Source organism: Herbiconiux sp. UC225_62 (assembly GCF_042694625.1).
Lineage (GTDB): Bacteria > Actinomycetota > Actinomycetes > Actinomycetales > Microbacteriaceae > Herbiconiux.
In genome coordinates this window covers 846,738-867,938 of record NZ_CP170551.1, presented here as the reverse complement: position 1 = coordinate 867,938, position 21,201 = coordinate 846,738, and the positions used below count along the sequence as shown (strand labels likewise).

The 21,201-nt window shown below is 68.8% G+C and carries 24 protein-coding genes and 1 tRNA gene; 13 read left to right on the top strand and 12 right to left on the bottom strand.

What is annotated here, in order from left to right; genetic code table 11:
* Positions 1-36 precede the first annotated feature (36 nt).
* Entirely contained in the window at positions 37-693 is a 657-nt protein-coding gene (locus tag ACFJGU_RS04235) for a PadR family transcriptional regulator (protein ID WP_382307933.1), read from the bottom strand.
* Between the two features lie 91 nt (positions 694-784).
* Here ACFJGU_RS04235 and ACFJGU_RS04230 point away from each other — a divergent pair, with 91 nt between their 5' ends.
* Together ACFJGU_RS04230 and ACFJGU_RS04225 are read left to right on the top strand one after the other, a co-directional pair.
* Positions 785-1,750 (top strand): ATP-binding cassette domain-containing protein, encoded by a 966-nt coding sequence (locus ACFJGU_RS04230; RefSeq protein ID WP_382307932.1) that lies wholly within the window; start codon positions 785-787, stop codon positions 1,748-1,750.
* Positions 1,750-2,502, top strand: coding sequence for an ABC transporter permease (locus ACFJGU_RS04225; protein ID WP_382307930.1), 753 nt, complete (start codon positions 1,750-1,752; stop codon positions 2,500-2,502). Before ACFJGU_RS04230 ends, ACFJGU_RS04225 begins: the two co-directional genes overlap by 1 nt.
* A gap of 15 nt (positions 2,503-2,517) precedes the next feature.
* On the opposite strand, the gene ACFJGU_RS04220 is transcribed toward ACFJGU_RS04225, so the two are convergent.
* The 7 genes from ACFJGU_RS04220 to ACFJGU_RS04190 form a co-directional block, all read right to left on the bottom strand.
* On the bottom strand, positions 2,518-3,159 hold the full coding sequence (locus ACFJGU_RS04220; protein WP_382307929.1) for a response regulator: 642 nt from the start codon (positions 3,157-3,159) through the stop codon (positions 2,518-2,520).
* Entirely contained in the window at positions 3,156-4,322 is a 1,167-nt protein-coding gene (locus tag ACFJGU_RS04215; RefSeq protein WP_382307927.1) for a sensor histidine kinase, read from the bottom strand. The genes ACFJGU_RS04220 and ACFJGU_RS04215 overlap by 4 nt, the downstream gene beginning before the upstream one ends.
* 55 nt (positions 4,323-4,377) lie before the next feature.
* The gene (locus tag ACFJGU_RS04210; protein WP_382307925.1) at positions 4,378-5,256 is read right to left on the bottom strand and encodes an ABC transporter permease; all 879 of its coding nucleotides are present in this window, start codon (positions 5,254-5,256) and stop codon (positions 4,378-4,380) included.
* Positions 5,253-6,140, bottom strand: a complete 888-nt coding sequence (locus ACFJGU_RS04205; RefSeq protein ID WP_382307923.1) for an ABC transporter ATP-binding protein — start codon at positions 6,138-6,140, stop codon at positions 5,253-5,255. The genes ACFJGU_RS04210 and ACFJGU_RS04205 overlap by 4 nt, the downstream gene beginning before the upstream one ends.
* 104 nt (positions 6,141-6,244) lie before the next feature.
* Positions 6,245-7,444, bottom strand: coding sequence for a pyridoxal phosphate-dependent aminotransferase (locus ACFJGU_RS04200; RefSeq protein WP_382307922.1), 1,200 nt, complete (start codon positions 7,442-7,444; stop codon positions 6,245-6,247).
* 10 nt (positions 7,445-7,454) lie between these two features.
* Positions 7,455-8,075, bottom strand: coding sequence for a MarC family protein (locus ACFJGU_RS04195; protein ID WP_382307921.1), 621 nt, complete (start codon positions 8,073-8,075; stop codon positions 7,455-7,457).
* Positions 8,072-9,118, bottom strand: a complete 1,047-nt coding sequence (locus tag ACFJGU_RS04190) for an AI-2E family transporter (RefSeq protein WP_382307919.1) — start codon at positions 9,116-9,118, stop codon at positions 8,072-8,074. Before ACFJGU_RS04190 ends, ACFJGU_RS04195 begins: the two co-directional genes overlap by 4 nt.
* Positions 9,119-9,256: 138 nt before the next feature.
* On the opposite strand from ACFJGU_RS04190, the gene ACFJGU_RS04185 reads away from it, so the two are divergent.
* From ACFJGU_RS04185 to ACFJGU_RS04155, 7 genes are all read left to right on the top strand, one after another.
* Positions 9,257-9,329, top strand: a tRNA-Trp gene (locus ACFJGU_RS04185).
* A gap of 27 nt (positions 9,330-9,356) precedes the next feature.
* Entirely contained in the window at positions 9,357-9,629 is a 273-nt protein-coding gene (gene secE, locus ACFJGU_RS04180) for a preprotein translocase subunit SecE (RefSeq protein ID WP_022896508.1), read from the top strand.
* A 70-nt stretch (positions 9,630-9,699) separates the two neighbouring features.
* The gene (gene nusG / locus ACFJGU_RS04175; RefSeq protein ID WP_382307917.1) at positions 9,700-10,590 is read left to right on the top strand and encodes a transcription termination/antitermination protein NusG; all 891 of its coding nucleotides are present in this window, start codon (positions 9,700-9,702) and stop codon (positions 10,588-10,590) included.
* 123 nt (positions 10,591-10,713) lie between these two features.
* Positions 10,714-11,145 (top strand): 50S ribosomal protein L11, encoded by a 432-nt coding sequence (gene rplK / locus ACFJGU_RS04170; protein WP_022896506.1) that lies wholly within the window; start codon positions 10,714-10,716, stop codon positions 11,143-11,145.
* A 14-nt stretch (positions 11,146-11,159) separates the two neighbouring features.
* Positions 11,160-11,849 carry a 50S ribosomal protein L1 gene (gene rplA / locus ACFJGU_RS04165; RefSeq protein ID WP_382307914.1) on the top strand — a complete coding sequence of 230 codons (690 nt, stop codon included), beginning with the start codon at positions 11,160-11,162 and terminating at the stop codon, positions 11,847-11,849.
* 167 nt (positions 11,850-12,016) lie between these two features.
* The gene (locus ACFJGU_RS04160) at positions 12,017-12,571 is read left to right on the top strand and encodes a GNAT family N-acetyltransferase (protein WP_382307912.1); all 555 of its coding nucleotides are present in this window, start codon (positions 12,017-12,019) and stop codon (positions 12,569-12,571) included.
* A 71-nt stretch (positions 12,572-12,642) separates the two neighbouring features.
* Positions 12,643-13,674, top strand: coding sequence for a cell wall-binding repeat-containing protein (locus ACFJGU_RS04155; RefSeq protein WP_382307910.1), 1,032 nt, complete (start codon positions 12,643-12,645; stop codon positions 13,672-13,674).
* Positions 13,675-13,692: 18 nt separating this feature from the next.
* Here ACFJGU_RS04155 and ACFJGU_RS04150 read toward each other — a convergent pair whose 3' ends face one another.
* A complete protein-coding gene (locus tag ACFJGU_RS04150) occupies positions 13,693-14,718 on the bottom strand; it encodes an NADP-dependent oxidoreductase (RefSeq protein ID WP_382307908.1) in 1,026 nt (341 codons plus the stop codon).
* A gap of 218 nt (positions 14,719-14,936) precedes the next feature.
* Here ACFJGU_RS04150 and ACFJGU_RS04145 point away from each other — a divergent pair, with 218 nt between their 5' ends.
* Positions 14,937-15,674, top strand: coding sequence for a DUF998 domain-containing protein (locus ACFJGU_RS04145; protein ID WP_382307906.1), 738 nt, complete (start codon positions 14,937-14,939; stop codon positions 15,672-15,674).
* On the opposite strand, the gene ACFJGU_RS04140 is transcribed toward ACFJGU_RS04145, so the two are convergent.
* Positions 15,614-16,381, bottom strand: coding sequence for an alpha/beta fold hydrolase (locus ACFJGU_RS04140; RefSeq protein ID WP_382307904.1), 768 nt, complete (start codon positions 16,379-16,381; stop codon positions 15,614-15,616). The two genes, ACFJGU_RS04145 and ACFJGU_RS04140, sit on opposite strands and share 61 nt — an antisense overlap.
* The gene (locus tag ACFJGU_RS04135) at positions 16,378-17,013 is read right to left on the bottom strand and encodes a YqaJ viral recombinase family protein (protein ID WP_382310260.1); all 636 of its coding nucleotides are present in this window, start codon (positions 17,011-17,013) and stop codon (positions 16,378-16,380) included. The genes ACFJGU_RS04140 and ACFJGU_RS04135 overlap by 4 nt, the downstream gene beginning before the upstream one ends.
* A gap of 137 nt (positions 17,014-17,150) precedes the next feature.
* On the opposite strand from ACFJGU_RS04135, the gene ACFJGU_RS04130 reads away from it, so the two are divergent.
* Entirely contained in the window at positions 17,151-17,918 is a 768-nt protein-coding gene (locus ACFJGU_RS04130) for a response regulator transcription factor (protein WP_382307902.1), read from the top strand.
* Positions 17,915-19,423: a sensor histidine kinase gene (locus ACFJGU_RS04125; protein ID WP_382307900.1), complete on the top strand. Its 1,509-nt coding sequence runs from the start codon at positions 17,915-17,917 to the stop codon at positions 19,421-19,423. The genes ACFJGU_RS04130 and ACFJGU_RS04125 overlap by 4 nt, the downstream gene beginning before the upstream one ends.
* Here the strand turns inward: ACFJGU_RS04125 and ACFJGU_RS04120 are convergent.
* Positions 19,368-20,861, bottom strand: coding sequence for an ArnT family glycosyltransferase (locus ACFJGU_RS04120; RefSeq protein ID WP_382307898.1), 1,494 nt, complete (start codon positions 20,859-20,861; stop codon positions 19,368-19,370). The genes ACFJGU_RS04125 and ACFJGU_RS04120 overlap by 56 nt on opposite strands.
* A gap of 170 nt (positions 20,862-21,031) precedes the next feature.
* Between ACFJGU_RS04120 and ACFJGU_RS04115 the strand changes: the two genes are divergently transcribed.
* Entirely contained in the window at positions 21,032-21,196 is a 165-nt protein-coding gene (locus ACFJGU_RS04115) for a DUF2207 domain-containing protein (protein ID WP_139256824.1), read from the top strand.
* Positions 21,197-21,201: the final 5 nt, after the last annotated feature.

The window sequence follows — 21,201 nt, the reverse complement described above, 5'->3', positions numbered from 1 at the left end:
CGAAAGAGGGCGGATAGGGGCAAATAGTTCACTGGGTCAGGACTTCTCGCGCTCGATGAGCTCCCGGTAGCGCTGCGACTCGCCCACCATCTGCCAGCCGGCGTCGTCGGCGGGGGGTGCCCAGGCCGGGTCGCTCTCGCCCGCGAACACCAGGCCGCCCGCCACGATCGTCTCGGCGTACTCCGCCGCCCAGCTGCGCTCCGTCTCGAGCAGCCGCAGTTCGAGCTCGAGCGTGTGCGAGACGTGGGGCGGTGCGAGGCCGCGCGCGACCGCCGCGATCTTCTCGAGAAGGTCGGCGCGCATCCGTGAAGCCCGGCGTTCGCGCTCTCGCAGCGCCTCGAGCATCGCTGTCCGCGGCAGCAGCGGGGCGAGGCTGATCGCCACCCGGAAGCTCGACGGATGCATCGCGTTCACGGTCACGACCGCCTCGCGCAACAGCCGGTCGAGTTCGGCGCGGCCGGCCTCCGCCATCGTGTACACGGCCACCGTGCGGTCGCCCTCGGTGAGGTCGTGCCGCTCGATGAAGCCCTGCTTGGCGAAGGTGGTGAGCATCGAGTAGATCGAGCCGGGCTTGATGTGCGCCCAGTCCTCGACGCCCCAGGAGAGCAGCTCGCGGCGCAGCTGATAGCCGTTCGCGGGTTCGAACAGGCTGACGACGCCCAGGAGGAGCGCACGGGTCGTCAGGGTGGCCATGTGCCGAGTATATGAGCGTGCATCGACCAGGAAAACGTCTTGACAACGGCTATTCAAGTTTGAATAATGGGCTCCGACACGAGGGAGATCCATGATTCACGCACGAGGACTCGCGCGCACCTTCGCCGGTCGCGGCCGAGGCAAGGAAAAGGAGGAGGTGAAGGCGGTCGCCGGCGTCGACATCGACGTGGAGAAGGGCGAGATCGTCGGCTTCCTGGGGCCCAACGGGGCAGGCAAGACCACCACGCTCCGGATGCTCACCACGCTGTTGAAGCCCACCGCCGGCACTGCGACGGTGGCGGGCTTCGACGTGGCCACGCAGTCGCAGCAGGTGCGCCGCAGCATCGGCTACGTCTCGCAGAGTGGTAGCACCTCACCCGAGGCACGGGCCGGCGAGGAGATCATGGATCACGGGATGCTCTACGGCATCAGCCAGAAGCAGGCGGAGGCCCGAGGCCGTGAGCTCTTCGAGCAGCTCGACCTCGACGGGCTGTGGACGCGGGAGCCCCGCGCCATGTCGGGCGGCCAGCGCCGGCGACTCGACATCGCGATGGGCCTCGTGCACGACCCCACGCTCGTCTTCCTCGACGAGCCGACCACCGGCCTCGATCCGCAGGCCCGTGCCAACCTGTGGACCCACATCTCCGACCTCCGGGTGCGGCTCGGCTCGACCGTCTTCCTCACCACGCACTACCTCGACGAGGCGGACGCGCTCTGCGACCGCATCCTCGTGATCGACCACGGCTCCATCGTCGCGAGCGACACCCCGGATGCGCTGAAGCGGCAGATCTCCGGCGACCTGGTCGAGCTCGTGGTGACCGACGCTCGCCAGGCGCCCGCGGCCGGGGAACTGCTGGCCCGCATCGCCGACACGGCGGTCGACACCGACACCACCAGCGTGAGTGCACGGGTGCGCGGAGCCGGCCACGAGATCCCGGGCCTCATCCGGGCGTTGGATGCCGCGTCGATCGAGCTCGAGTCGATCGAGGTGCGCCGCCCCACCCTCGACGACGTCTTCCTCACCCTGACCGGCCGATCCCTCCGAGAGGACGCCTGATGTTCTGGCGCGAAACCTTCATCGTCTTCCGTCGTCAGCTCCGGATGGCGCTCCGCAACCCCGCGTGGGTCATCATCGGGCTGGTGCAGCCCATCCTGTACCTCGTGCTCTTCGGGCCGCTGCTCGAACCGCTCGCCGGGTCGCTCGGTGCCCAGAACGCGTACACCCTGTTCGTGCCCGGACTCCTGGTGCAGCTGGGGCTCTTCGGCGCCCTGTTCGCCGGTTTCGGCCTGATCGCCGAGTGGCGCGCCGGCGTGATCGAGGCCGAGCGCGTGACGCCGGCGAGCCGCACCGCCTTGCTGCTCGGGCGCATCCTGCGTGACGTGCTGCAGCTGTTCGTGCAAGGCGTCGTGCTGATCGGCCTGGCGTTCCTGTTCGGGCTCACCGGCTCGATCATCGGCATGGTGTTCGGGCTCATCCTCACGGTGCTGCTCGGTGCCGCGTGTGCCGCGGCCTCCAACGCGCTCGCGCTCACCACGAAGAGCGAAGACGTGATGGCGCCGGTGCTCAACAGCATCGCGCTGCCGGTGCTGCTGCTCTCCGGCATCCTGCTGCCGATGACCATCGGGCCGCAGTGGCTGCAGGTGGTGAGCGACTTCATGCCCACGAAGTACATCGTGAACGCCATCCGCGAACTCTTCACGGGCGACTTCTGGACCATCACCACGATGTGGGGCGTGATCTGGACCCTGGTGCTCTTCGCCGCGGGCCTCTACGTCGGCACCCGAACCTTCCGCAAGGAGAACGCGTAGGGGGCGGCATCCGTCTCAGAGGAGGTCGAGCTCCATCGCGCGGGTGACCGCCCTGGTGCGGTCGGAGACGCCCAGCTTCTCGAAGACGTGCTGCAGATGCGTCTTCACCGTGGCTTCGCCGATGAAGAGGGAGCGGGCGATCTCGGGGTTGCTCCTGCCGGCCGAGACGAGCCGGAGCACCTCGAGTTCCCGCGCGCTCAGCGCAGGGGCGGAGGACGGTGCGCCGGCCCGCATCCGCTCCACCAGCTTCGTGGCGATCGACGGCGCGAGCACCGTCTGGCCGCTCGCCACCGAGCGCACGCCCGCGATGATCTCGTCCTGCGGAGCCGCCTTCAGCAGGTAACCGCTCGCGCCCGCCTCGATGGCGCCGAGGATGTGGTCGTCGCTCTCGTAGGTGGTGAGCACGAGCACGCGGATGCGCGGGTCGGCGGTGAGGATGGCGGCGGTCGCCTCCGAGCCGCCGAGCACCGGCATCCGCAGGTCCATCAGCACCACGTCGGGACGTGTCTCGGCGTCAGCGGCGAGGGCGACGGCTTGGGCGCCGTCGGCGGCTTCGGCCACCACCTCGATGCCGTCGGCCGCGCCGAGCAGCGCCACGATGCCACTGCGCACGATGGGGTGGTCGTCGGCGACGAGCACGCGGATGACGTCGGTCACGCGGTCGCCTCTCCCTGGTGGATCGTCGCGACGAGCTCGGTCCCGCCGCCGGCGAGCGAGGCGACGCGCAGGGTGCCGCCGACCAGGGTCAGCCGCTGCCGCATCCCCTCCAGCCCGAAACCGCTGTGAACGCTCGCGGCGTGGTCGGTGCCGATCCCGATCCCGTCGTCGCCCACCGTGAGCGTGACGGCGCCGGCCTCGCGGCCGAGCGTCAGCCGCGCCCGCGAGGCGCCGGAGTGCTTGCGCACGTTGGCGAGGGCCTCCTGAGCGCAGCGCAGCAGCACGACCTCGAGTTCGCGCGGCAGTGCTCCGACCTCCTCGAGCGACGTCTCGATCTCGATCCGGGTCTCCCGCTCGAAGGTGGTCACGAGCCGCGCGAGAGCGGAGGTCAGGCCGCCGTCGACGGGCACGGTCGCGGTGGCGGCGACGAGCGCGCGGGCCTCGGTGAGCGCATCCCGCGCCACCTGCTCGATCAGCTCGAAGTCGTCGCGCATCCCGGCCTCGTCGGTCCCGCGGTTCTGGCCGCGCTGCGCGAGCATCACGAGGCTGGTGAGGTTCTGGGCGATGGTGTCGTGGAGTTCCCGCGCGAGGCGCTCGCGCTCGTCCGACGCGCCGGACTCCCGGTGCATGGCGGCGAGCTGCCCCTGGGTGGCCGTCAGCTCGGCGAGCAGACGCGTGTTCTCCGCGCCGGCGCGCATCTCGGTGGTGAACCACACGCCGATCCCGATGCCGAGCGCCACGGAGACCGCTTCGATCACGACACCCTGCACGAGCGCGTCGAGCCCGCCGCCGAGGCTGATCCAGAACCCCGCGGCGACGCCGACGGCCATCGCCACGCAGGTGAGGATCGGGCGGCGCAGCGATCCACCCGGGCAGAGCGTCCAGATCATCGGGAACGCGATGCACTGCAGCGTCGCCATGTTGGGCGAGAGCGCGGTACCCGCGGAGGCGGTCACGATCACGGCGACGGTCATGGGTGTCGCCCACCGCTGCTCGTGGAACCCGCGGCGCCCGGCCACGGCGTAGAACACCCCGAAGGCACCGAGCAGGGCGATCGCCGCCGGCGTCGTCCAGGCCGGCGGCACCGGGGTGCTCGCCACGAGCACGCCCACGACGAGGAGCGCGCCCGTCACCGAGACGTGCCACCAGCGGTTGCGGTTCATGGGCCAACCCTATTCATGTGCGGGGTGAGGAACGACCGCGCGCGACATCCGCCGGTCAGCTGTCCTTGCGGATCCAGCGGAACGTCACCCGGCAGACCACGAGCCCGACCACCAGCCAGATGCCGAGCGCGATCGCGACGCCGGGAAGGTTCCAGCTGCCGCCGGCCTCGGCCGAGGCGAAGGAATCGGGGAGCAGCGCTGCCCGCATGCCCTGCGCGATCCATTTGAGCGGGAAGATGCTCGCGATGTTCTGCAGCCATTCGGGCAGCAGGGCGAAGCTGAGGTAGACGCCGGAGATGAACTGCAGCACCAGGAGCGGCGGGATGATCACGGCCGAGGCGCTCTTTCCCGAGCGCGGCAGCCGCGAGATCGCGATGCCGAGGACGGCGGCGGTGAAGATGCCGAGGAAGTACACCCACGCGAAGGTGAACCACTTCTCGGGCTCGGTCGGCAACGCCACGCCGAAGGCCACCCGGGCGAGCAGGAGGAGCAGGATCACCTGCGCCAGCGAGGTGACGAGCACCTGCCCCATCTTGCCGATGAAGTAGGAGATGACGGGCAGGGGAGTGCCGGCCAGACGCTTGAGGGTGCCGTCGCCGCGTTCCATCGCGATGTCGACGCCCAGGTTCTGCACGCCGCTCAGCAGGATGCCGGCCGCGATCATGCCGGGCAGGTAGTAGGCGGCCTGGCTGATGCCGCCGGAGCCGTCAGGATTCGCGCCCACGTTTCCGAGGCCGTCGAACGCGACCGAGAAGATGCCCAGCAGCACCACCGGGAAGAGAAAGGTGAAGAAGACCGTGTCGCCGGCGCGGAAGTAGAGCTTCGTCTCGTAGCCGACACGGCGGAGGCCGAGCCGCAGGGCGCGGAGGGCACCGAAGCGTGCCTCGCCTGTCGTCTCGCTCAGGGTTCCAGGGGTGAGGGTCGTGGTGCTCATGCCGCTGCCTCCGCGTCGTTTTCGGCCGCGCCGACGAGCTCGAGGTAGATGTCCTCGAGCGAGGGGCGGATGACTTCGAGCTCGGCGGGTTCGCCGTGCTCGGCCACCAGACCGGCGACGAAGCGCGCCGGCTCGAGGGTGCGCTGCTCGCGCACCGCGCCCGACCCGCTCTCGCGCCAGCGCACCAAGGGCACGCGCGCCTCCGCCGATCCGAGTTCGTGCACCGGCCCGATGTCGATCAGCCGGCCGCCCGCGATCACCGCCGCGCGGTCGCTGAGCTGCGCCGCCTCGTCGAGGTAGTGCGTGGTGAGCACGATCGTCGTGCCCTCCCGCGAGAGCGAGCGGATCAGCTCCCAGAACTGCCTCCGGGCCTCCGGATCGAAGCCCGTGGTCGGCTCGTCGAGGAAGAGCAGCTCGGGTCGGCCGATCACGCCGAGGGCGACATCCACTCGCCGTCGCTGTCCGCCAGAGAGCGACTTGATGCGCGTCTTCGCCTTCTGCTCGAGACCGACGGCCGCGATGACCTCGTCGATGTCGCGCGGATGCGGATACAGGCCCGCGAAGTGGGTGAGCTGCTCGCGCACGGTGACGTTGCCGCTCTCGCCGGTCTGCTGGAGGACGATGCCGATGCGCGCCTTCCACTCGAGGGTGGCGTGACGCGGATCGGTGCCCAGCACGCTCACCTCGCCTCCGCTGCGCTCGCGGTAGCCCTCGAGGATCTCGACGGTCGTGCTCTTGCCGGCGCCGTTCGGGCCGAGCAGCGCGAAGGTCTCGCCGCGGGCGATCTCGAAGCCGATGCCGTCGACGGCGGTGAAGCTGCCGTAGCTCTTGCGGAGTCCGTCGACGGTGACCGCCGGTCCGGAGCCGCGATGCGAAGAAGTCATGCTCCCATGCTCGTCACTCGGTGGCGCAGGCACCAGCCGTCGGAGGCAGGATTCCGACATCCCCCGGTCGGTGGATGCGCGGGCGGTCGCGGGCCGGCGACGCGCTACGCGAAGAGCTTCTGCAGCCGGGCCACGCCCTCGGCCAGCGCGTCGTCCCCGAGCGCGTAGGACAGGCGCAGGAATCCGCTCGGTCCGAAGGCCTCGCCGGGAACCGTCGCCACCTCGACCTGCTCGAGGATGAGGTCGGCGAGCTCGAGCGACGTGGTGGGGGTGACCCCGCCCCACGTGCGGCCGAGCAGCCCCGTGACATCCGGGTACACGTAGAAGGCGCCCTCGGGGAGCGGCGTGTGGACGCCGTCGATCCGGTTGAGGCCGTCGACGATCAGCTTGCGGCGCCGGTCGTAGGTGGCGCGCATCACGTCGACCGTGTCCTGCGGCCCCGTCAGCGCCGCGATCGCCGCGCGCTGGGAGACGTTCGCGACGTTGGAGGTCATGTGGGATTGCAGGTTCGATGCGGCCTTGATCGCGTCCAGAGGGCCGACCATCCAGCCCACGCGCCATCCGGTCATCGCGTAGGTCTTGGCGACGCCGTTGACCAGCAGGGTGCGGTCGGCGAGAGCCGGCACGGCGTCGACGATGGAAACGGCGGTCAGGCCGTCGTAGACGAGGTTCTGGTAGATCTCGTCGCTGATGACCCAGAGGCCGTGCTCGTCGGCCCATTCGCCGATCGCCTTCGTCTGCTCGGGGGAGTAGACCGCGCCGGTGGGGTTGGACGGGGAGACGAACAGGAGCACCTTGGTGCGGTCGGTGCGGGCGGCCTCGAGCTGTTCCACGGTCACCAGGTAGTCCTGGTCGCTGCCCGCGAACACCTGCACCGGCACGCCGCCGGCGAGAGCGATGGCCTCAGGATACGTCGTCCAGAACGGCGTGGGCACGAGTACCTCGTCGCCCGGGTCGAGAAGCGTGGCGAAGGCCTCGTAAACGGCCTGCTTGCCGCCGTTGGTCACGATCACCTGGGCCGGTGAGACCTCGATACCGCTGTCGCGGAGCGTCTTCGCGGCGATGGCCTCGCGCAGTTCCGGCAGTCCGGCGGCGGGGGTGTAACGGTGGTTCTTCGGATCGCGCACCGCGACCGCGGCCGCCTCCACGATGTGCTCGGGCGTCGGGAAGTCGGGCTCCCCGGCGGCGTAGCTCACGACCGGCCGCCCGGCCGCCTGGAGCGCTTTGGCCTTGGCGTCGACCTTGAGGGTCGCCGACTCGGCGATGGATGCGATTCTGTGCGAGATGCGTGCGTGTTCCGTCACGCCCACCAGCCTACTTAGTGAGAACGGGGAAAGCCTCGGTGAGGGCGCTGATGATCGACTGGATGGCGATCGAGAGCAGGAGCAGCCCGAAGATGCGGGTCACGATGCTCATGCCGGTGGGCTTCACCGCGCGAGCGACCTGTGGCGCGAAGAACAGCACCACGGTGATCGCGACCGCGACCAGGAGGTTGATGCCGACGCCGGCGAGCAGGTCGAGCGGGGTGGGGTTGTCGTCGGCGAAGGTGATCACGAGGCTGATGGCGCCCGGCCCGGCGATCAGCGGGATCGCGAGCGGCACGACCACGGGCGACTGAGTGTCCGACACCGCCACCACGTTCTGCTTCGCGGTCAGCATGGCCCAGCCGATGGAGGCGACGAGCAGGTTGCCCGCGATGCGGAACGACGTGAGATCGATCCCGAAGGCTTCGAGGATGTACTTCCCCGCCAGCAGCGACACGGTCAGCACCGCGAACACCGCGATGCCCACCAGGAAGCCGATCCGCCGTTGCCGGGCGCGGTCGTAGTCCTTCGTGAGGTTGAGGAAGATCGGCAGGCTGCCGATCGGGTTGGCGATGGTGAGGAGGGCGATCGCGCTGGTCAGTATGGTCGGGGCGCTGATGACCTCGTTCACGAAAGCGCCTGCCGCGGCACCACGACCTGCTTGATGATGATGAGCATCGACGCGACCACGGGCACCGCGATCAGCGCGCCCAGCACGCCGAGGAGCGTCCCACCGACCAGAGCGCCGATCACGACGAGGATGCCCGGGACATCCACCGCCTTGTTCATGATGCGCGGACTGAACACGTATGCCTCCACCTGCATGTACACGAGGAAGTAGATGCCGATGGCGATGGCGGTCCCCGGCGACACGGTGAGCGCGAAGAGGGTGATGAGGATGGCGCTGATCACGGTGCCGACCAGCGGGATGAGCGCCAGGAGGAACGCGACCACCGCCAGCGCTCCCGCGTACGGGACTCCGATGACGATCATGGCGAGGAACCCGAAGACGCCGTTGGTGGCGGCGAGGATGACCTGCCCGCTCACGTACTTGCCGATCGACCGCACGATCTGCTCGGAGATGGCGACCACCCCTTCGCGCTTCGACATCGGCACCAGCACGTAGAAGCTGTTCTTCACCGCCTCGAGCGACCCGAGGAAGAACAAGGTGAGCACGAGCACCAGGATGCCGGCCGAGATGCCGTTGATGAGAGCAAGCCCGACCTTCAGCACACCGCCGCCCAGGGCTGCGAGGTTGCCGGGATCGGTGAGGTAGTCGTCGAGGTCCTGCACGAGCTTCTGCGTGTCGACCGAACTGCCGAACACGTCGGTGAACCAGGTCGTCTGCGTCGCGGCCTTCACCGTGTCGGGAAGACTGGTGACGAGCTCGGTGGTCTGGTCGACCACGGCCGGGATCACGAGGAAGAACACCGCGACCGCGAAAGCGATCACGAGCACGAACACGATGAGGATCGCCCAGCCGCGCGGGATGTGTCGTCGCGTGAGCCAGCGCACCAGGGGGTCGAGGCCGAGCGCCAGGAACAGGGACGCCATGATGCAGATGACCACGGTCGACAGCTGCACGAACGCGAACCCGAGCGCGAACGCCACCAGCCCGCCCAAGGTCGCGACGAATCCGATTCGGAAGGCGCCTGCGCGCATCTGGTGCTCCATCCCGCCGCCTTTGCGGTCCTACCGGAAGTGACTTACACTGAGTGTCGGTGGTTGAAATCTGCCAAGCTTTTCTATGCCTATTTTCTGGCGCTGAATCCTCAGAGTGAGTGTAGCGAAGCTGTGCTGTTTTCAATGCTTAGGGCGGTGGCTCAATTGGTAGAGCAGCGGTCTCCAAAACCGCAGGTTGCAGGTTCGAGTCCTGTCCGCCCTGCTCCTGTTTGTGAAAGGTACTGACACGGTGGCACGAAAAGTAATCGACGAACCTTCCGAGGACGTCGTCGAGAACGCCAAGAAGGAGCGGGCGGCCCGGCGCAACCCGTTCGCCCGTATCGTCCTGTTCATCAGGCAGGTCATCACAGAACTGAAGAAGGTCGTCACCCCGACCCGGCGCGAATTGATCAGCTACACGCTGGTCGTGCTGGTGTTCGTCGTCATCATGATGGCGATCGTCGTGGGGCTCGACACCTTGTTCGGCTGGCTCGCGATCGTGGTGTTCGGAACTCCTTCCTGATCTCCCGCGACATCCTGCGGCCTCAACACAGCTCGACGAGCTCGACAAGCTAAGAAGTGGAACGTATTTCGTGTCTGACGCAAAGCCCGAAGAAGCCGGTGTCCCGGCTGACCTCGACGCCCTCCTGGAGGCGATCGACGAGGCAGCCGACCCCGAAGCCGACGCGGTCGTCGACGATGCACTGAACATCGACGACTTCGACGAGGCCGCCGCCGTGCTCGACGTGCTCGAAGACGACGACGCCGAGGTGGCCGACCAGCCCGTCGCGGATGCGGCCGAGTCCGAGGAGGCGCAGCTCTCCGAGGTCGACGCCGAGCTCGCCGATGAGGATGCCGCCGAGGTCGACCCTTACGACGCGTTCCGCGCGGAGCTGCGTTCGCTTCCCGGCAAGTGGTACGTCATCCACTCCTACGCCGGTTTCGAGAAGCGCGTGAAGTCCAACATCGAGAGCCGCAAGACCTCGATGGGCATGGAGGACTTCGTCTTCCAGGTCGAGGTTCCGATGGAAGACGTCGTCGAGATCAAGAACGGCCAGCGCAAGCTCGTGACCCGCGTGCGCATCCCGGGCTACGTGCTCGTGCGCATGTTCCTCAACGAGGACAGCTGGTCGGTCGTGCGTCACACGCCCGGCGTCACCGGCTTCGTGGGCAACTCGCACAACCCGACGCCGCTGCGCTTCGAGGAGGCCTTCAACATGCTGAAGAGCCTCGTCGAGGTCAAGGAGGTGCCGACCGCGAAGTCCGCCGGCGGCAAGGGCGGCAAGGCCGTCTCGCGCACCATCCCCGCCGAGGTCGACTTCGAGATCGGCGAGACCATCACGATCAAGGAGGGCTCGTTCGCGGGCCTGCCCGGATCGATCAGCGAGATCAAGCCCGAGAGCGGCAAGCTCACGGTTCTCGTCTCGCTCTTCGAGCGTGAGACGCCGGTCGAGCTCTCGTTCGACCAGGTCACGAAGCTGTAAGGCTGTTCAGCCTTTTCGGCTAAGATATTTCGGTTGCCTTCGCGGGCATCCGTCACACCACTGCAGGGAGAAGCCCTGTGGTGGGAGCGCCGCCTTCGCGCGGCTCGATAGAGAAGAGAAGAAATGGCACCGAAGAAGAAGGTCACAGGTCTGATCAAGCTTCAGATCCAGGCCGGCGCCGCCAACCCCGCACCGCCCATCGGGCCGGCGCTGGGTCAGCACGGCGTCAACATCATGGAGTTCTGCAAGGCCTACAACGCGGCGACCGAGTCGCAGCGCGGCAACGTCATCCCGGTCGAGATCACGGTCTACGAAGACCGCTCGTTCACCTTCATCCTGAAGACCCCGCCCGCGGCGGAGCTCATCAAGAAGGCCGCCGGAGTCGCCAAGGGTTCCTCCACTCCGCACACCGTTAAGGTCGCGAAGCTCACCCGTGAGCAGGTGCGTCAGATCGCCGAGCAGAAGCAGGTCGACCTGAACGCCAACGACATCGAGGCTGCAGAGAAGATCATCGCCGGCACCGCCCGTTCCATGGGCATCACGGTCGAGGCATAAGGAGGAGGCTGGAAATGGCACAGAAGTCAAAGGCCTACCGGGCCGCGGCCGAGAAGATCGAAGCCGGCAAGTACTACACCCCGTCCGAAGCCGTCTCGCTCGCTCGTGAGACCGGTTCGGCCAAGTTCGACAGCACCGTCGAGGTCGCGCTGAAGCTCGGGGTCGACCCGCGCAAGGCCGACCAGATGGTTCGTGGAACCGTCATCCTTCCGCACGGCACGGGCAAGACCGCCCGCGTCATCGTGTTCGCGACGGGCCCCGCGGCCGAGGCTGCCATCGCAGCCGGCGCCGACGAGGTCGGTGGCGACGAGCTGATCGAGAAGGTGGCCGGCGGCTACACCTCGTTCGACTCCGCTGTCTCGACCCCCGAGCTCATGGGCAAGGTCGGTCGTCTCGGAAAGGTGCTCGGCCCGCGTGGCCTCATGCCCAACCCGAAGACCGGCACCGTGACGCCGGATGTGGCCAAGGCCGTCTCCGACATCAAGGGCGGAAAGATCGAGTTCCGCGTCGACAAGCACGCCAACGTGCACTTCGTCGTGGGCAAGGCTGCGTTCACCCCCGAGCAGCTCGACGAGAACATCAAGGCCGCCCTCGAAGAGGTCGTCCGTTTGAAGCCGTCGTCCTCGAAGGGCCGCTACATCCAGAAGGGCGCCGTCTCGACGACCTTCGGCCCGGGCATCCCGCTCGACGTCAACGCGATCTAGTCGCGTCTCGCACCACCCGCACCACCTCGGAAGGGGCTCGCCTCGCGGCGGGCCCTTTCTGCGTGCTGGGGCGAGGATGCTCCTGCGGATTGATCGTCAGGTGTCGTGGAGCGGATGGCGCGGCGGGGCCTGCGGGCGGATGTGCGGTGCGCCGGTAGCGTGGGGGAATGGTCACGAGGGTTCGCAGAGCGCGCGTCGAAGACGCGGGGATCGTATCGGCCGTGGCCGCCGAGACGTTCGAGATGGCGTGCCCTCCCGGAACCGCTCCCGAAGCGATCGCCGCATTCATCGCCGAGCACCTTTCGGATTCGCGGTTCGCGGGGTACCTCGCCGACCCGGCGCGCACCGTCATCCTCGCTGACGTCGACGGAGAGATCGCGGGTTACACGATGCTCATCGGCCGCGAGCCGACCGACCCGATGGTGGCCGCGGCCGTGGCTGGAAGGCCGACCGTCGAGCTGAGCAAGTGCTACGTGCGCGCGAACTTCCATGGCCACGGCGTCGCCTCGGCGCTGATGACGGCGTCGATCGATGCCGCCGCCGAGTCCGGGGCGGCGAGCGTGTGGCTGGGCGTCAACCAGCAGAACGCGCGCGCCATCCGGTTCTACGAGAAGAGCGGCTTCCAGAAGGTCGGGGTGAAGCACTTCCTCGTCGGAGAGGAACTGCACGACGACTTCGTCCTCGAGCTGACCCTCGGCACAGCAAGCTCGATGACTGAGTAGGGAATTACTCATATCACCCAGGCCTCGAGCGTGGCGAAGATTGAGGCACCGAAACCCGAAAGCCGGTCGCCATGTCTCGCAGATCCCTCTTCCGATCCGTCTCACTCGCCCTGATCGCGGTGTTCGCCGCGGGGGCGGGCGTCGGAACGGTCTCGTCCGCGCAAGCTCTCTCGACGCCTCGCTTCGCGTTCCCGACGCCCACCCGTATTCAGGGTGCCGATCGATACGACCAGGCGATCAAGGTGTCGTCGAGCCTGCGCTCGGCCGACATCGTCTACCTCGCGAGCGGAGAGAAGTTCGCGGATGCGTTGAGCAGCTCCGCCGTCGCAGCGCAACGAGGGTCACCCCTGCTCCTCACGCCCCAGGACTCGGTTCCCGAGACGGTCCTGGCAGAGCTGTCGCGCCTCCACCCCTCGACGATCGTGATCGTCGGCGGAACGGCATCGGTCTCCGAAGCGGCGATGGAGCAGGTCTCCCAGCGTGTGGCGGATGCCACGGTCGTTCGCGTCGCCGGCGCCGACCGCTACGAGGTGTCGCGGAACCTGGTCACCGATCCGACGGTCGGCGCCATCGATGCCGATACGGTGTTCGCCGTGACGGGAGCGAATTTTCCCGACGCTCTCACCGCGTCACCGGCAGCCGTCACGAGGGGAAACGCGACCGTGCTCCTCGTGAACGGAACGGAAGAGGCTGCGACGGATGCCGACATCGCCGCCATCGACGCCCTGGGTGCGCACGACATCTTCCTGGTCGGGGGCACGAATTCGCTCAGCTCGGGCCTTGAGACCTCCCTGCGTCTTCGCCGCTACGGCGTGACGCGCTCGGATGGGGCGGATCGATATGAAGCCGGCGTGAACATCAACCGCGCGATCTTCGGGGGCACGACGACGACCGTCTTTCTGGCCAGCGGCACGTCCTTTCCCGACGCGCTCAGTGGTGGTCCCCGGGCGGCGAAGGGGAGTTCGCCCCTTTACGTGGTGCAGCACGACTGCGTACCCACCTCCGTGCTGGGCGAGATCGAGCGGCTGCAGGCGCAGCAGATCATCATCCTCGGCGGGCCGGCCACCCTCGGTCCCGGTGTCGACGCGTTGACGCCGTGCTGAGCGTCACCCCTGCCGAAGTCAGAACGGGAGGTCGCCGATCTGCAGCACCAGCTTGCCGCGGGTGTGACCACCCTCGAGGTCGCGGTGCGCCTCACCGGCCGCCGACAGCGGATAGCTCCGATCGACGTGCACCCGCACGTCACCCGAATCGATGAGGCGCGCGATGACGGCGAGGGTCGAAGCATCCGGAGCGACCTTGTAGGTCGTCGCCCGCACGCCGGCCGCAGCCGCCTCCTCCTCGAAGCCGGGCCAGCTGCCCGTGGGTCCGTTGATGATGAGGCCGCCGGGGCGGAGGGTCGACAACGACCGGCTGCCCGTCTCGTTGTGCACGTTGCCGACGAGGTCGATGACGACGTCGAGATCGGAGAGCTGCTCCTCGAACGCGACAGCGGTGTAGTCGATCACCGTCGAGGCACCGAGCTCCCGCAACCAGTTCTGGTTGCGCGCCGAACCCGTCGCCGCCACCCGCGCCCCGAAATAGGTGGCGAACTGCACCGCGAAATGCCCGACCCCACCGGCGGCGGCATGGATGAGCATCCGCTGCCCCTCATGCGCTTTCGCCAGATCGACCACCAGCCCCCAGGCCGTGAGGGCCGCGAGCGGAACCGCCGCCGCCTCGGTCAACGAGAGCGACTTCGGCTTGCGAGTCACCTGCAGGCTCGGCACCGAGACGTACTCGGCATACGACCCCTCCCCGCGTGGCACCGACATCATGCCGAACACCTCGTCGCCGACGTTCAGCGGATGCGCGGCGTACGGCGTCTCGACCACCACGCCCGCGAAGTCGTAGCCGAGGATGCACGGGTACGACGGGATGGCGCTCGCCACGCCGCGGCCCGCGCGCGTCTTGGCGTCCAACGGGTTGACGCCCGCGGCGGCGACCTTCACCAGCACCTCGGCGTTCACGCGAACGGGCGCCGGCACCTCGGCGATCTCGAGCACCTCGGGTCCGCCGATCCCGGACATCACCGATGCCCGCATCGTCTCCGGATGGGTGAGGGTCGGTGTCGGCGTCGCCGGCGATCCACTCCGCTGCTCGATCATCCCTGTGCCTTCCGTCGATCTCCTGGAATACGCGATGGGGCTCGGGGACCCGCTTCACTGCGTTGCCTAGTGGCTATCACCACGCTAATTGCTGAATAATTCACAGGTGTTACGGTCAGGTCACTGGGGTGCAAACTCGGGCCGACGGCGTTAACATTCAGTAACTTCCGAAGACCACCCGAGCCCGCACCGGCGCCTGCACGAGAGAGACCCGATCCATGAGTCCAGCCCGTCGGGCGCCGAGCCTGCGGCTACCCGCGGTGGTTCGCTCGTCGATGCTCTGGGTCGCGGCGCTCCTCGGCGCGACGGGGCTCGCGCTCATCTGGGTGGCCCGGATCGCCGCCGCCCGCTTCCTGTACGTGAGCGAACTCGGCGCGACGGGGGAGCCCACGGCGGAGGTGTTCCGCTGGGGACTCGTGCTGGTGGCGGTGGCGGCGATGCTCGTCGCACTCGCCGCACCCCAGCTGCACCCCCGGGTGCGGTGGCTCGCCGTCGTTCCTCCCGCCGCCGTCCTCGCCGGCTCGGCGATCGCCTTCGGCATCGCCTCGCAGGTCACCTGCACGGTTGGCTGCCCGCTCCCGGTGGGTTCGGCGTTCACCTGGCAGGACCTCATCCACACCTCGTGCGCCGTACTCGGGTTCGCCGGGGCCGCGTTCGTGATGCTCCAGGTGGCTGCCGACCGGAGCTTCCGGGCCCTGGCCCGCTTCTCGCTGGTCTCGGCCATCGCCGTGGCCGTCATCGCGGGCGTCGGCGGGCTGCTGTCGCTGTTCCGGATCGGCACTCAGGTGGGTGGTGTGCTCGAGCTGGTCGCCACCACGATCGCGTTGCTCTGGCTGGTGGGGCTCGCCGCGTTCCTGGCCGTCTCGGTGGGCCGTGGCGTGGCCGTCTTCCCGCGTCAGGTCCAGCCGAGCCAGGCCGCGACGCCGCCGCGCATGGCCGCGACGTATTCCGAGTAGCCGTCGTCGCGTGCCGGCACCGGGATGCTCGTGGCGCCGCTGAGCTCGTCCATCCAGAGTTCGGCCACCGACACCGGATGCACGGGGTCGAGCGGAGCCCAGGCGATGGCCAGGGGCAGGTCGATGGACGCGAGGTCGTCGCCGGGACCGAAGGCCGCTGATCGCGGGATCTCGATCAGGCGTGTCGCACGCTCGACCGCCCGCGGGCTGCGGAACTGCTGCAGCAGTCCGGCCGCCCCCAGGCGCGACTCGGCGTGGGTGTCGGCATAGAGCGCCGTCTGCAGGAACGCCTTCTCGCCCTCGGTCGCGCCGCGGTCGGCGAGCAGTTCGCCGATCACGGGAAAGGCGCGCAGATTGTGCGGGAGGGGTTGATCGGTGAACGACGGCCGCGCGAAGACGACGCGATCGATCGGGAGGAGCTTCCGAAGCGCCAGCCGCAGGGCGATGGCCGCCCCCATCGAGATGCCGATGACGGTGACGGGCTCGGTGGAACGGTCGTCGGCGTCGCGCGCGGCGGCTACCCGGGCGGCGATGTCGTCAGCAAGAGCGTCGAGCGCGAACGACGCCGGTGGACCGGTCTCGTCACGCTCACCGTGCCCGCGCGCGTCGGGTGCCAGTACCTGCGTGCCGGGCGGCACGATCGGGGCGAACAACGACAGGGCCTGCTCGCGATCGCCCCCGAGCCCGTGCAGCAGGAGGGCGGTCACGCCGGATGCCGCTCTCCACGCATCCAGGCGAGCATCCGGTCGGCTCGGCGCACGAGAAGCTCGATCTGCGACTCGTCGCGATCGACCCACTGGCAGCGCGGCTCCACGTCGACGGGCACGAAGTCGCGGTGCTGCTCCCACACCACGAGGGTGCGCTCCGCCCCGAGCACGTACTGCTGCCACCAGACCTGGCGGAGGTAGCTGCGGGGGATGCGCGACCACGGCTTCGAGGTGGTCTTGATCTCCGCGAGCTCGAGCGTGCCGTCGCCGACCACTCGGATGCCGTCGGGCGTGGCGAGGTGCCGTCGGTCGCGCGACGCGTGGAAGAGCGCGAAACTCGGATCGATCGCGTGTTCCCGCCGCACCCAGTCCGCGATCTCCGGCTCGCGTGCCCGCCCGTGATCGGTGAAGGCGTTGCCGCTGAACCCGGTGCCGTTGAGCTTCTCCCACGCCACCGTCGCGATCGCCTGGTCGCTAGCGAGCCGGGCGACATCCGTGGCTGTCACGCCCCGGCTCCGGGCACGCAGCCACGCGACACGATCGGTCGACTGCGCGACGACGCGCCTGAGGTGCTCGGGCGGCGTCGGCTCCGGCGCGACCTCGTCGCCGGTCTCCCAGGGAAAGGAGAGCATGAGATCGATCACCGCTCCATTCTCCCTCCCGCCCCGGACATCGCGCGCTCCGGACCCGGCGGGTCAGGAGGAGCGATTCACAGGCGGCGTAATGACGGCTCATAGCTTTCTCATAGCGAACTATCAATACTGGAACTGTGACCATCGACCGATCTCTCATCTCCGGCAGTTCTGCCGCCTCCGCCAAGCAGCCGAAGCTCCGCCGGGCCGACGGTTCGCCGGTGCGCGCCCTCGTCGTCGACGACGAGAACACGCTCACCGATCTGCTGTCGATGGCCCTGCGCTACGAGGGCTGGGAGGTCAAGACGGCGAGCGAGGGCCGCCAGGCCATCACGATCGCCCGGGAGTTCCGCCCCGACGTCATCGTGCTCGATGTGATGCTGCCCGACATCGACGGACTGCAGGTGCTGAATCGGGTGCGCGCCGACGGCCACGAGACCCCCGTGCTCTTCCTCACCGCGAAGGATGCGCTCGACGACCGGATCGCGGGCCTCACCGCGGGCGGCGACGACTACGTCACCAAGCCGTTCAGTCTCGAAGAGCTGGTCGCGCGGTTGCGCGGCCTCATCCGCCGCTCCACCCTCGTCGTGGCCGACGCCGACGACCCCGTGGTCACGGTCGGCGACCTGGAGCTGAATGAGGACAGCCACGAGGTCTTCCGTGACGGCGAGCCGATCGAACTCACCGCCACCGAGTTCGAGTTGTTGCGGTACCTGATGCGCAACCCGCGCCGCGTGCTGAGCAAGGCGCAGATCCTCGACCGCGTGTGGAGCTACGACTTCGGCGGCAAGTCGAGCGTGGTCGAGATCTACATCTCTTACCTGCGCAAGAAGGTGGATGCGGGCCGGCCCGCGATGATCCACACGGTCCGCGGCGCGGGCTACATGCTGAAGCCCGCGCTGTGACCATCCGTCGCACGCTGATCCTGAGCGTGCTGGGGTTGATCGCTCTGGCGGGCCTCGTGATCGGCGTCGTCAGCACCATCGCCCTCAACGGCTTCCTGCTCGACCGGCTCGACTCGCAGGTGCAGGAGGCATCCGACCGCACCGTGTTCTCGCTCACGACCCAGGCGCAGTCCGCCGGGCCGCAGCCGGGCATCACACTCGGTCAAGCGGCCGGCACCGTGGTCGCCGTGGTCTCGGGCGGGGTCGCCACGAACGGCTACGTCCTCGACGACGCCGGACAGTTGCAGCAGCTCACCACGGCTCAGCTCGCCGCCCTCGACAGCGTGGCCGGCTCGGGCAACGCCGTCACCGCTCCGGCCGACGGCGGGGCGGTGACGCTCGCGCGGCCCGACCCCGTGAGCGTCACCATCGACGGCCTCGGCGCCTACCGGGTGGAGGGGCGCACCGTCACCTCGGCCGGTGACATCGTGGTGACCGGGCTGCCGCTCGCCGACGTCAACGGCACCGTGTCGCAGCTCGTGATCGTCATCGTGCTCGTCACCGCCGGGGCCATGGCGCTCGCCGGCGTCGCCGGGCTGCTCCTCATCCGCCTCGCCCTGCGTCCGCTCGACCGCGTCACCGCCACCGCGACCCGCGTGGCCGAGCTCCCGCTCGACCGCGGCGACGTCGCTCTGGCCGAGCGAGTGCCGGCCTCCGACACCGACCCGCGTTCGGAGGTCGGCCGGGTCGGCCTCGCCTTCAACCGGATGCTCGAACACGTCGCGAGCGCCCTCACCTCCCGCCAGCGCAGCGAGAACAAGGTGCGCCAGTTCGTGGCGGATGCGAGTCACGAACTCCGCACGCCCCTCGCCTCGATCCGCGGCTACGCCGAGCTCACCCGCCGCACCGCTCCTGACCTGCCCGACGAGGTCGCGCACTCGCTCGGGCGCATCGAGTCGGAAGCGACCCGGATGACGACCCTGGTGGAAGACCTGCTGCTGCTCGCCCGCCTCGATGCGAAACCCGAACTCGCGCTGACGGAGGTGGACCTCTCGATCGTGCTGGTCGACGCCGTGAGCGACGCCCATGTCGCCGGACCCGACCACGTCTGGGACCTCGACCTGCCCGAGGAGCCGGTGCTGGTGGCCGGAGACGCCCACCGCCTCCACCAGGTGTTCACCAACCTGCTCGCGAACGCCCGCGTGCACACGCCGGCGGGCACCACGGTGCGGGTGAGCGTGACCGAGGACGTGCGGGAGGAGGCATCCGTCGCCCTCGTCACGGTGGCCGATGACGGGCCGGGCATCGCTCCCGAGTTGCTGCCGACCCTGTTCCAGCGGTTCGTGCGGGGTGACGCCTCGCGTTCGCGGCATGCGGGCAGCACCGGCCTCGGTCTCGCCATCGTCGAGGCCGTGGTGGACGCGCACGGTGGCAGCGTCAGCGTGCGGAGCAAGCCGGGCGAGACGGTGTTCACCGTGGCGATCCCGCTCCAGGCGACCCCGACGGTCGAGACCTCGCAGGGCTGACCTCCGCGTCCTCGTTGACGTAGAGCGTGACGTCGTCGAGCTCGAGACGCCGGAACCGGGAACCGGGGGCGTCGATCAGGGCGCGAACGGCCGGATCGATCGGGAACCGCAGCGAATCCTTGGTGGCGACCGCGACGACACCGGGGGTGCCGGGCGTCGTGACCTCGCGCCCGTCGAGGTAGGGCTGGTACTCCCACTCCGCCATCCCGGCCACGAGGATGCCTCCCGACCCCACCCCGAGACGGTCGAGCGTCGGCAGCACGAGGGCCATGTCCCGGGCGCGTTCGTTCGCGATCGCGACCGTCGTCCACGCCGCGGCTCCCAGGGCGACGACGACGGATGCGGCGACCAGCGCCCGCGCGACGGTGCGGCCGCCACCCGCCGGTCCGTCGCGGCATCCGATCCGGAGGAGGGCCGCGGTTCCCACTCCGAACAGCGCGCAGAAGAGCCAGACCCAGTCGTAGTAGTAGTGCGGCAGCGCCACCGACGACACCGTGAACTGGAAGATCCACTCGAGGAGCACCGCGCCCACCAGAAGTGTCGGGAGCGCACGGTCGGCGCCGACGAACGCCGCCACCGCACCCACCGCGAGCACGGCCGCGGCTGGGAGACCCATCCCCTCGACCGAGAACAGCAGATTCGCCCACCAGGGTGGGTGAGTCGTCGCGACCCCGCCCACGACCACGAGGTGCCCCGCTTCGTCGTGTGCGAGCTGGAACCGGATCATCTCTCCGAGCGAGTGCACGAGACCGGCCGGCAGGTAGACGACGATCACCACTGCCGCCACGATCGTCGAGTAGACGAGCGCGCTCACGAGCACCGTGCGCAGGTGGCCGGCCACCGGGCGCGTGGGCCGTTCCAGCAGCGGCGACAGGATGATCGCGGGGATCATGACCGCCGACGGCACCTTCGAGGTGACCGACAGACCCATGCACACCGCGGAGACGCAGAGCCACCCCCACGACCGCCGGCGGAACCAGCGCCATCCGGCGGCGAAGGCCGCGATGGCGAACACGACCATGAACGGGTCGAGCAGCCCGAAGCGGTCGATCCGCACGCCGCTCGTGACGCCGTGCGGCAGCAGGAGCCAGGCCCCGGCACCGCAGAGAGCGCCCACCCAGCCGACTTCCGGTCGCAGCCAGGCGTATAGAAGGATGCCCCCGGCGATCGCACACAGCCCGGTGGCGACGCGTGCCGAGACCACGCCCTGGCCGAAAATCACCTGCGCGACCCCGATCAGGAGCTTCGCGGTGGGCGGATGTTCGACGTTCGCGCTGAAGTCCCCGTGCACGTACGCCCAGCCCGCTGCGACATAGCCGGGCTCGTCGGCGTTGACGTTCGCCGCCGCGAGATTGCCGAACGCCTGGAGCAGCGCCCACAATCCGACGAGCGTCGTCAGCACCGGCTGGAGCGCTCTCGGTGGGGCTGCGGACGACATCGCGTCCAGTGTCCGGCCGTCAGCCGCCGGATCTCGCTGAGCAATTTCTACTCATCTCGAGCCGAGAACATCGCCGAGTCCGTTTCCGACGGGATCGGGGTACGGTCAAGAGCAGGCCGTTTTTGGCCGAGGGTCACAAGCCCGAGTCCCGAAAGGTATGGAACACCTCCATGAACATCCTGCTGATCGTCATCGCCGTCATCGCCGTGATCCTCTTGTTCACAGGCGGCTTCGTCTCGACTCTCAACTTCCTGCTCTGGATCGGCCTGATCCTGCTGGTCTTCGCGGTGATCGTCTTCATCGTGCGAGCCATCTCGGGCAACCGGAGGGTCTGACCCCC

What these genes read in the sequence shown, in the direction of transcription:
- rplA (WP_382307914.1), top strand. Translation starts at nt 11,160, where the DNA reads ATGGCACAGAAGTCAAAGGCCTACCGGGCCGCGGCCGAGAAGATCGAA.
- ACFJGU_RS04230 (WP_382307932.1), top strand. Translation starts at nt 785, where the DNA reads ATGATTCACGCACGAGGACTCGCGCGCACCTTCGCCGGTCGCGGCCGA.
- ACFJGU_RS04120 (WP_382307898.1), bottom strand. Translation starts at nt 20,861, where the DNA reads ATGTCGTCCGCAGCCCCACCGAGAGCGCTCCAGCCGGTGCTGACGACG.
- ACFJGU_RS04150 (WP_382307908.1), bottom strand. Translation starts at nt 14,718, where the DNA reads ATGATCGAGCAGCGGAGTGGATCGCCGGCGACGCCGACACCGACCCTC.
- ACFJGU_RS04235 (WP_382307933.1), bottom strand. Translation starts at nt 693, where the DNA reads ATGGCCACCCTGACGACCCGTGCGCTCCTCCTGGGCGTCGTCAGCCTG.
- ACFJGU_RS04115 (WP_139256824.1), top strand. Translation starts at nt 21,032, where the DNA reads ATGAACATCCTGCTGATCGTCATCGCCGTCATCGCCGTGATCCTCTTG.
- ACFJGU_RS04190 (WP_382307919.1), bottom strand. Translation starts at nt 9,118, where the DNA reads ATGGAGCACCAGATGCGCGCAGGCGCCTTCCGAATCGGATTCGTCGCG.
- ACFJGU_RS04210 (WP_382307925.1), bottom strand. Translation starts at nt 5,256, where the DNA reads ATGAGCACCACGACCCTCACCCCTGGAACCCTGAGCGAGACGACAGGC.
- ACFJGU_RS04135 (WP_382310260.1), bottom strand. Translation starts at nt 17,013, where the DNA reads ATGCTCTCCTTTCCCTGGGAGACCGGCGACGAGGTCGCGCCGGAGCCG.
- ACFJGU_RS04145 (WP_382307906.1), top strand. Translation starts at nt 14,937, where the DNA reads ATGAGTCCAGCCCGTCGGGCGCCGAGCCTGCGGCTACCCGCGGTGGTT.
- ACFJGU_RS04205 (WP_382307923.1), bottom strand. Translation starts at nt 6,140, where the DNA reads ATGACTTCTTCGCATCGCGGCTCCGGACCGGCGGTCACCGTCGACGGA.
- ACFJGU_RS04225 (WP_382307930.1), top strand. Translation starts at nt 1,750, where the DNA reads ATGTTCTGGCGCGAAACCTTCATCGTCTTCCGTCGTCAGCTCCGGATG.
- ACFJGU_RS04215 (WP_382307927.1), bottom strand. Translation starts at nt 4,322, where the DNA reads ATGAACCGCAACCGCTGGTGGCACGTCTCGGTGACGGGCGCGCTCCTC.
- ACFJGU_RS04160 (WP_382307912.1), top strand. Translation starts at nt 12,017, where the DNA reads ATGGTCACGAGGGTTCGCAGAGCGCGCGTCGAAGACGCGGGGATCGTA.
- ACFJGU_RS04155 (WP_382307910.1), top strand. Translation starts at nt 12,643, where the DNA reads ATGTCTCGCAGATCCCTCTTCCGATCCGTCTCACTCGCCCTGATCGCG.
- rplK (WP_022896506.1), top strand. Translation starts at nt 10,714, where the DNA reads ATGGCACCGAAGAAGAAGGTCACAGGTCTGATCAAGCTTCAGATCCAG.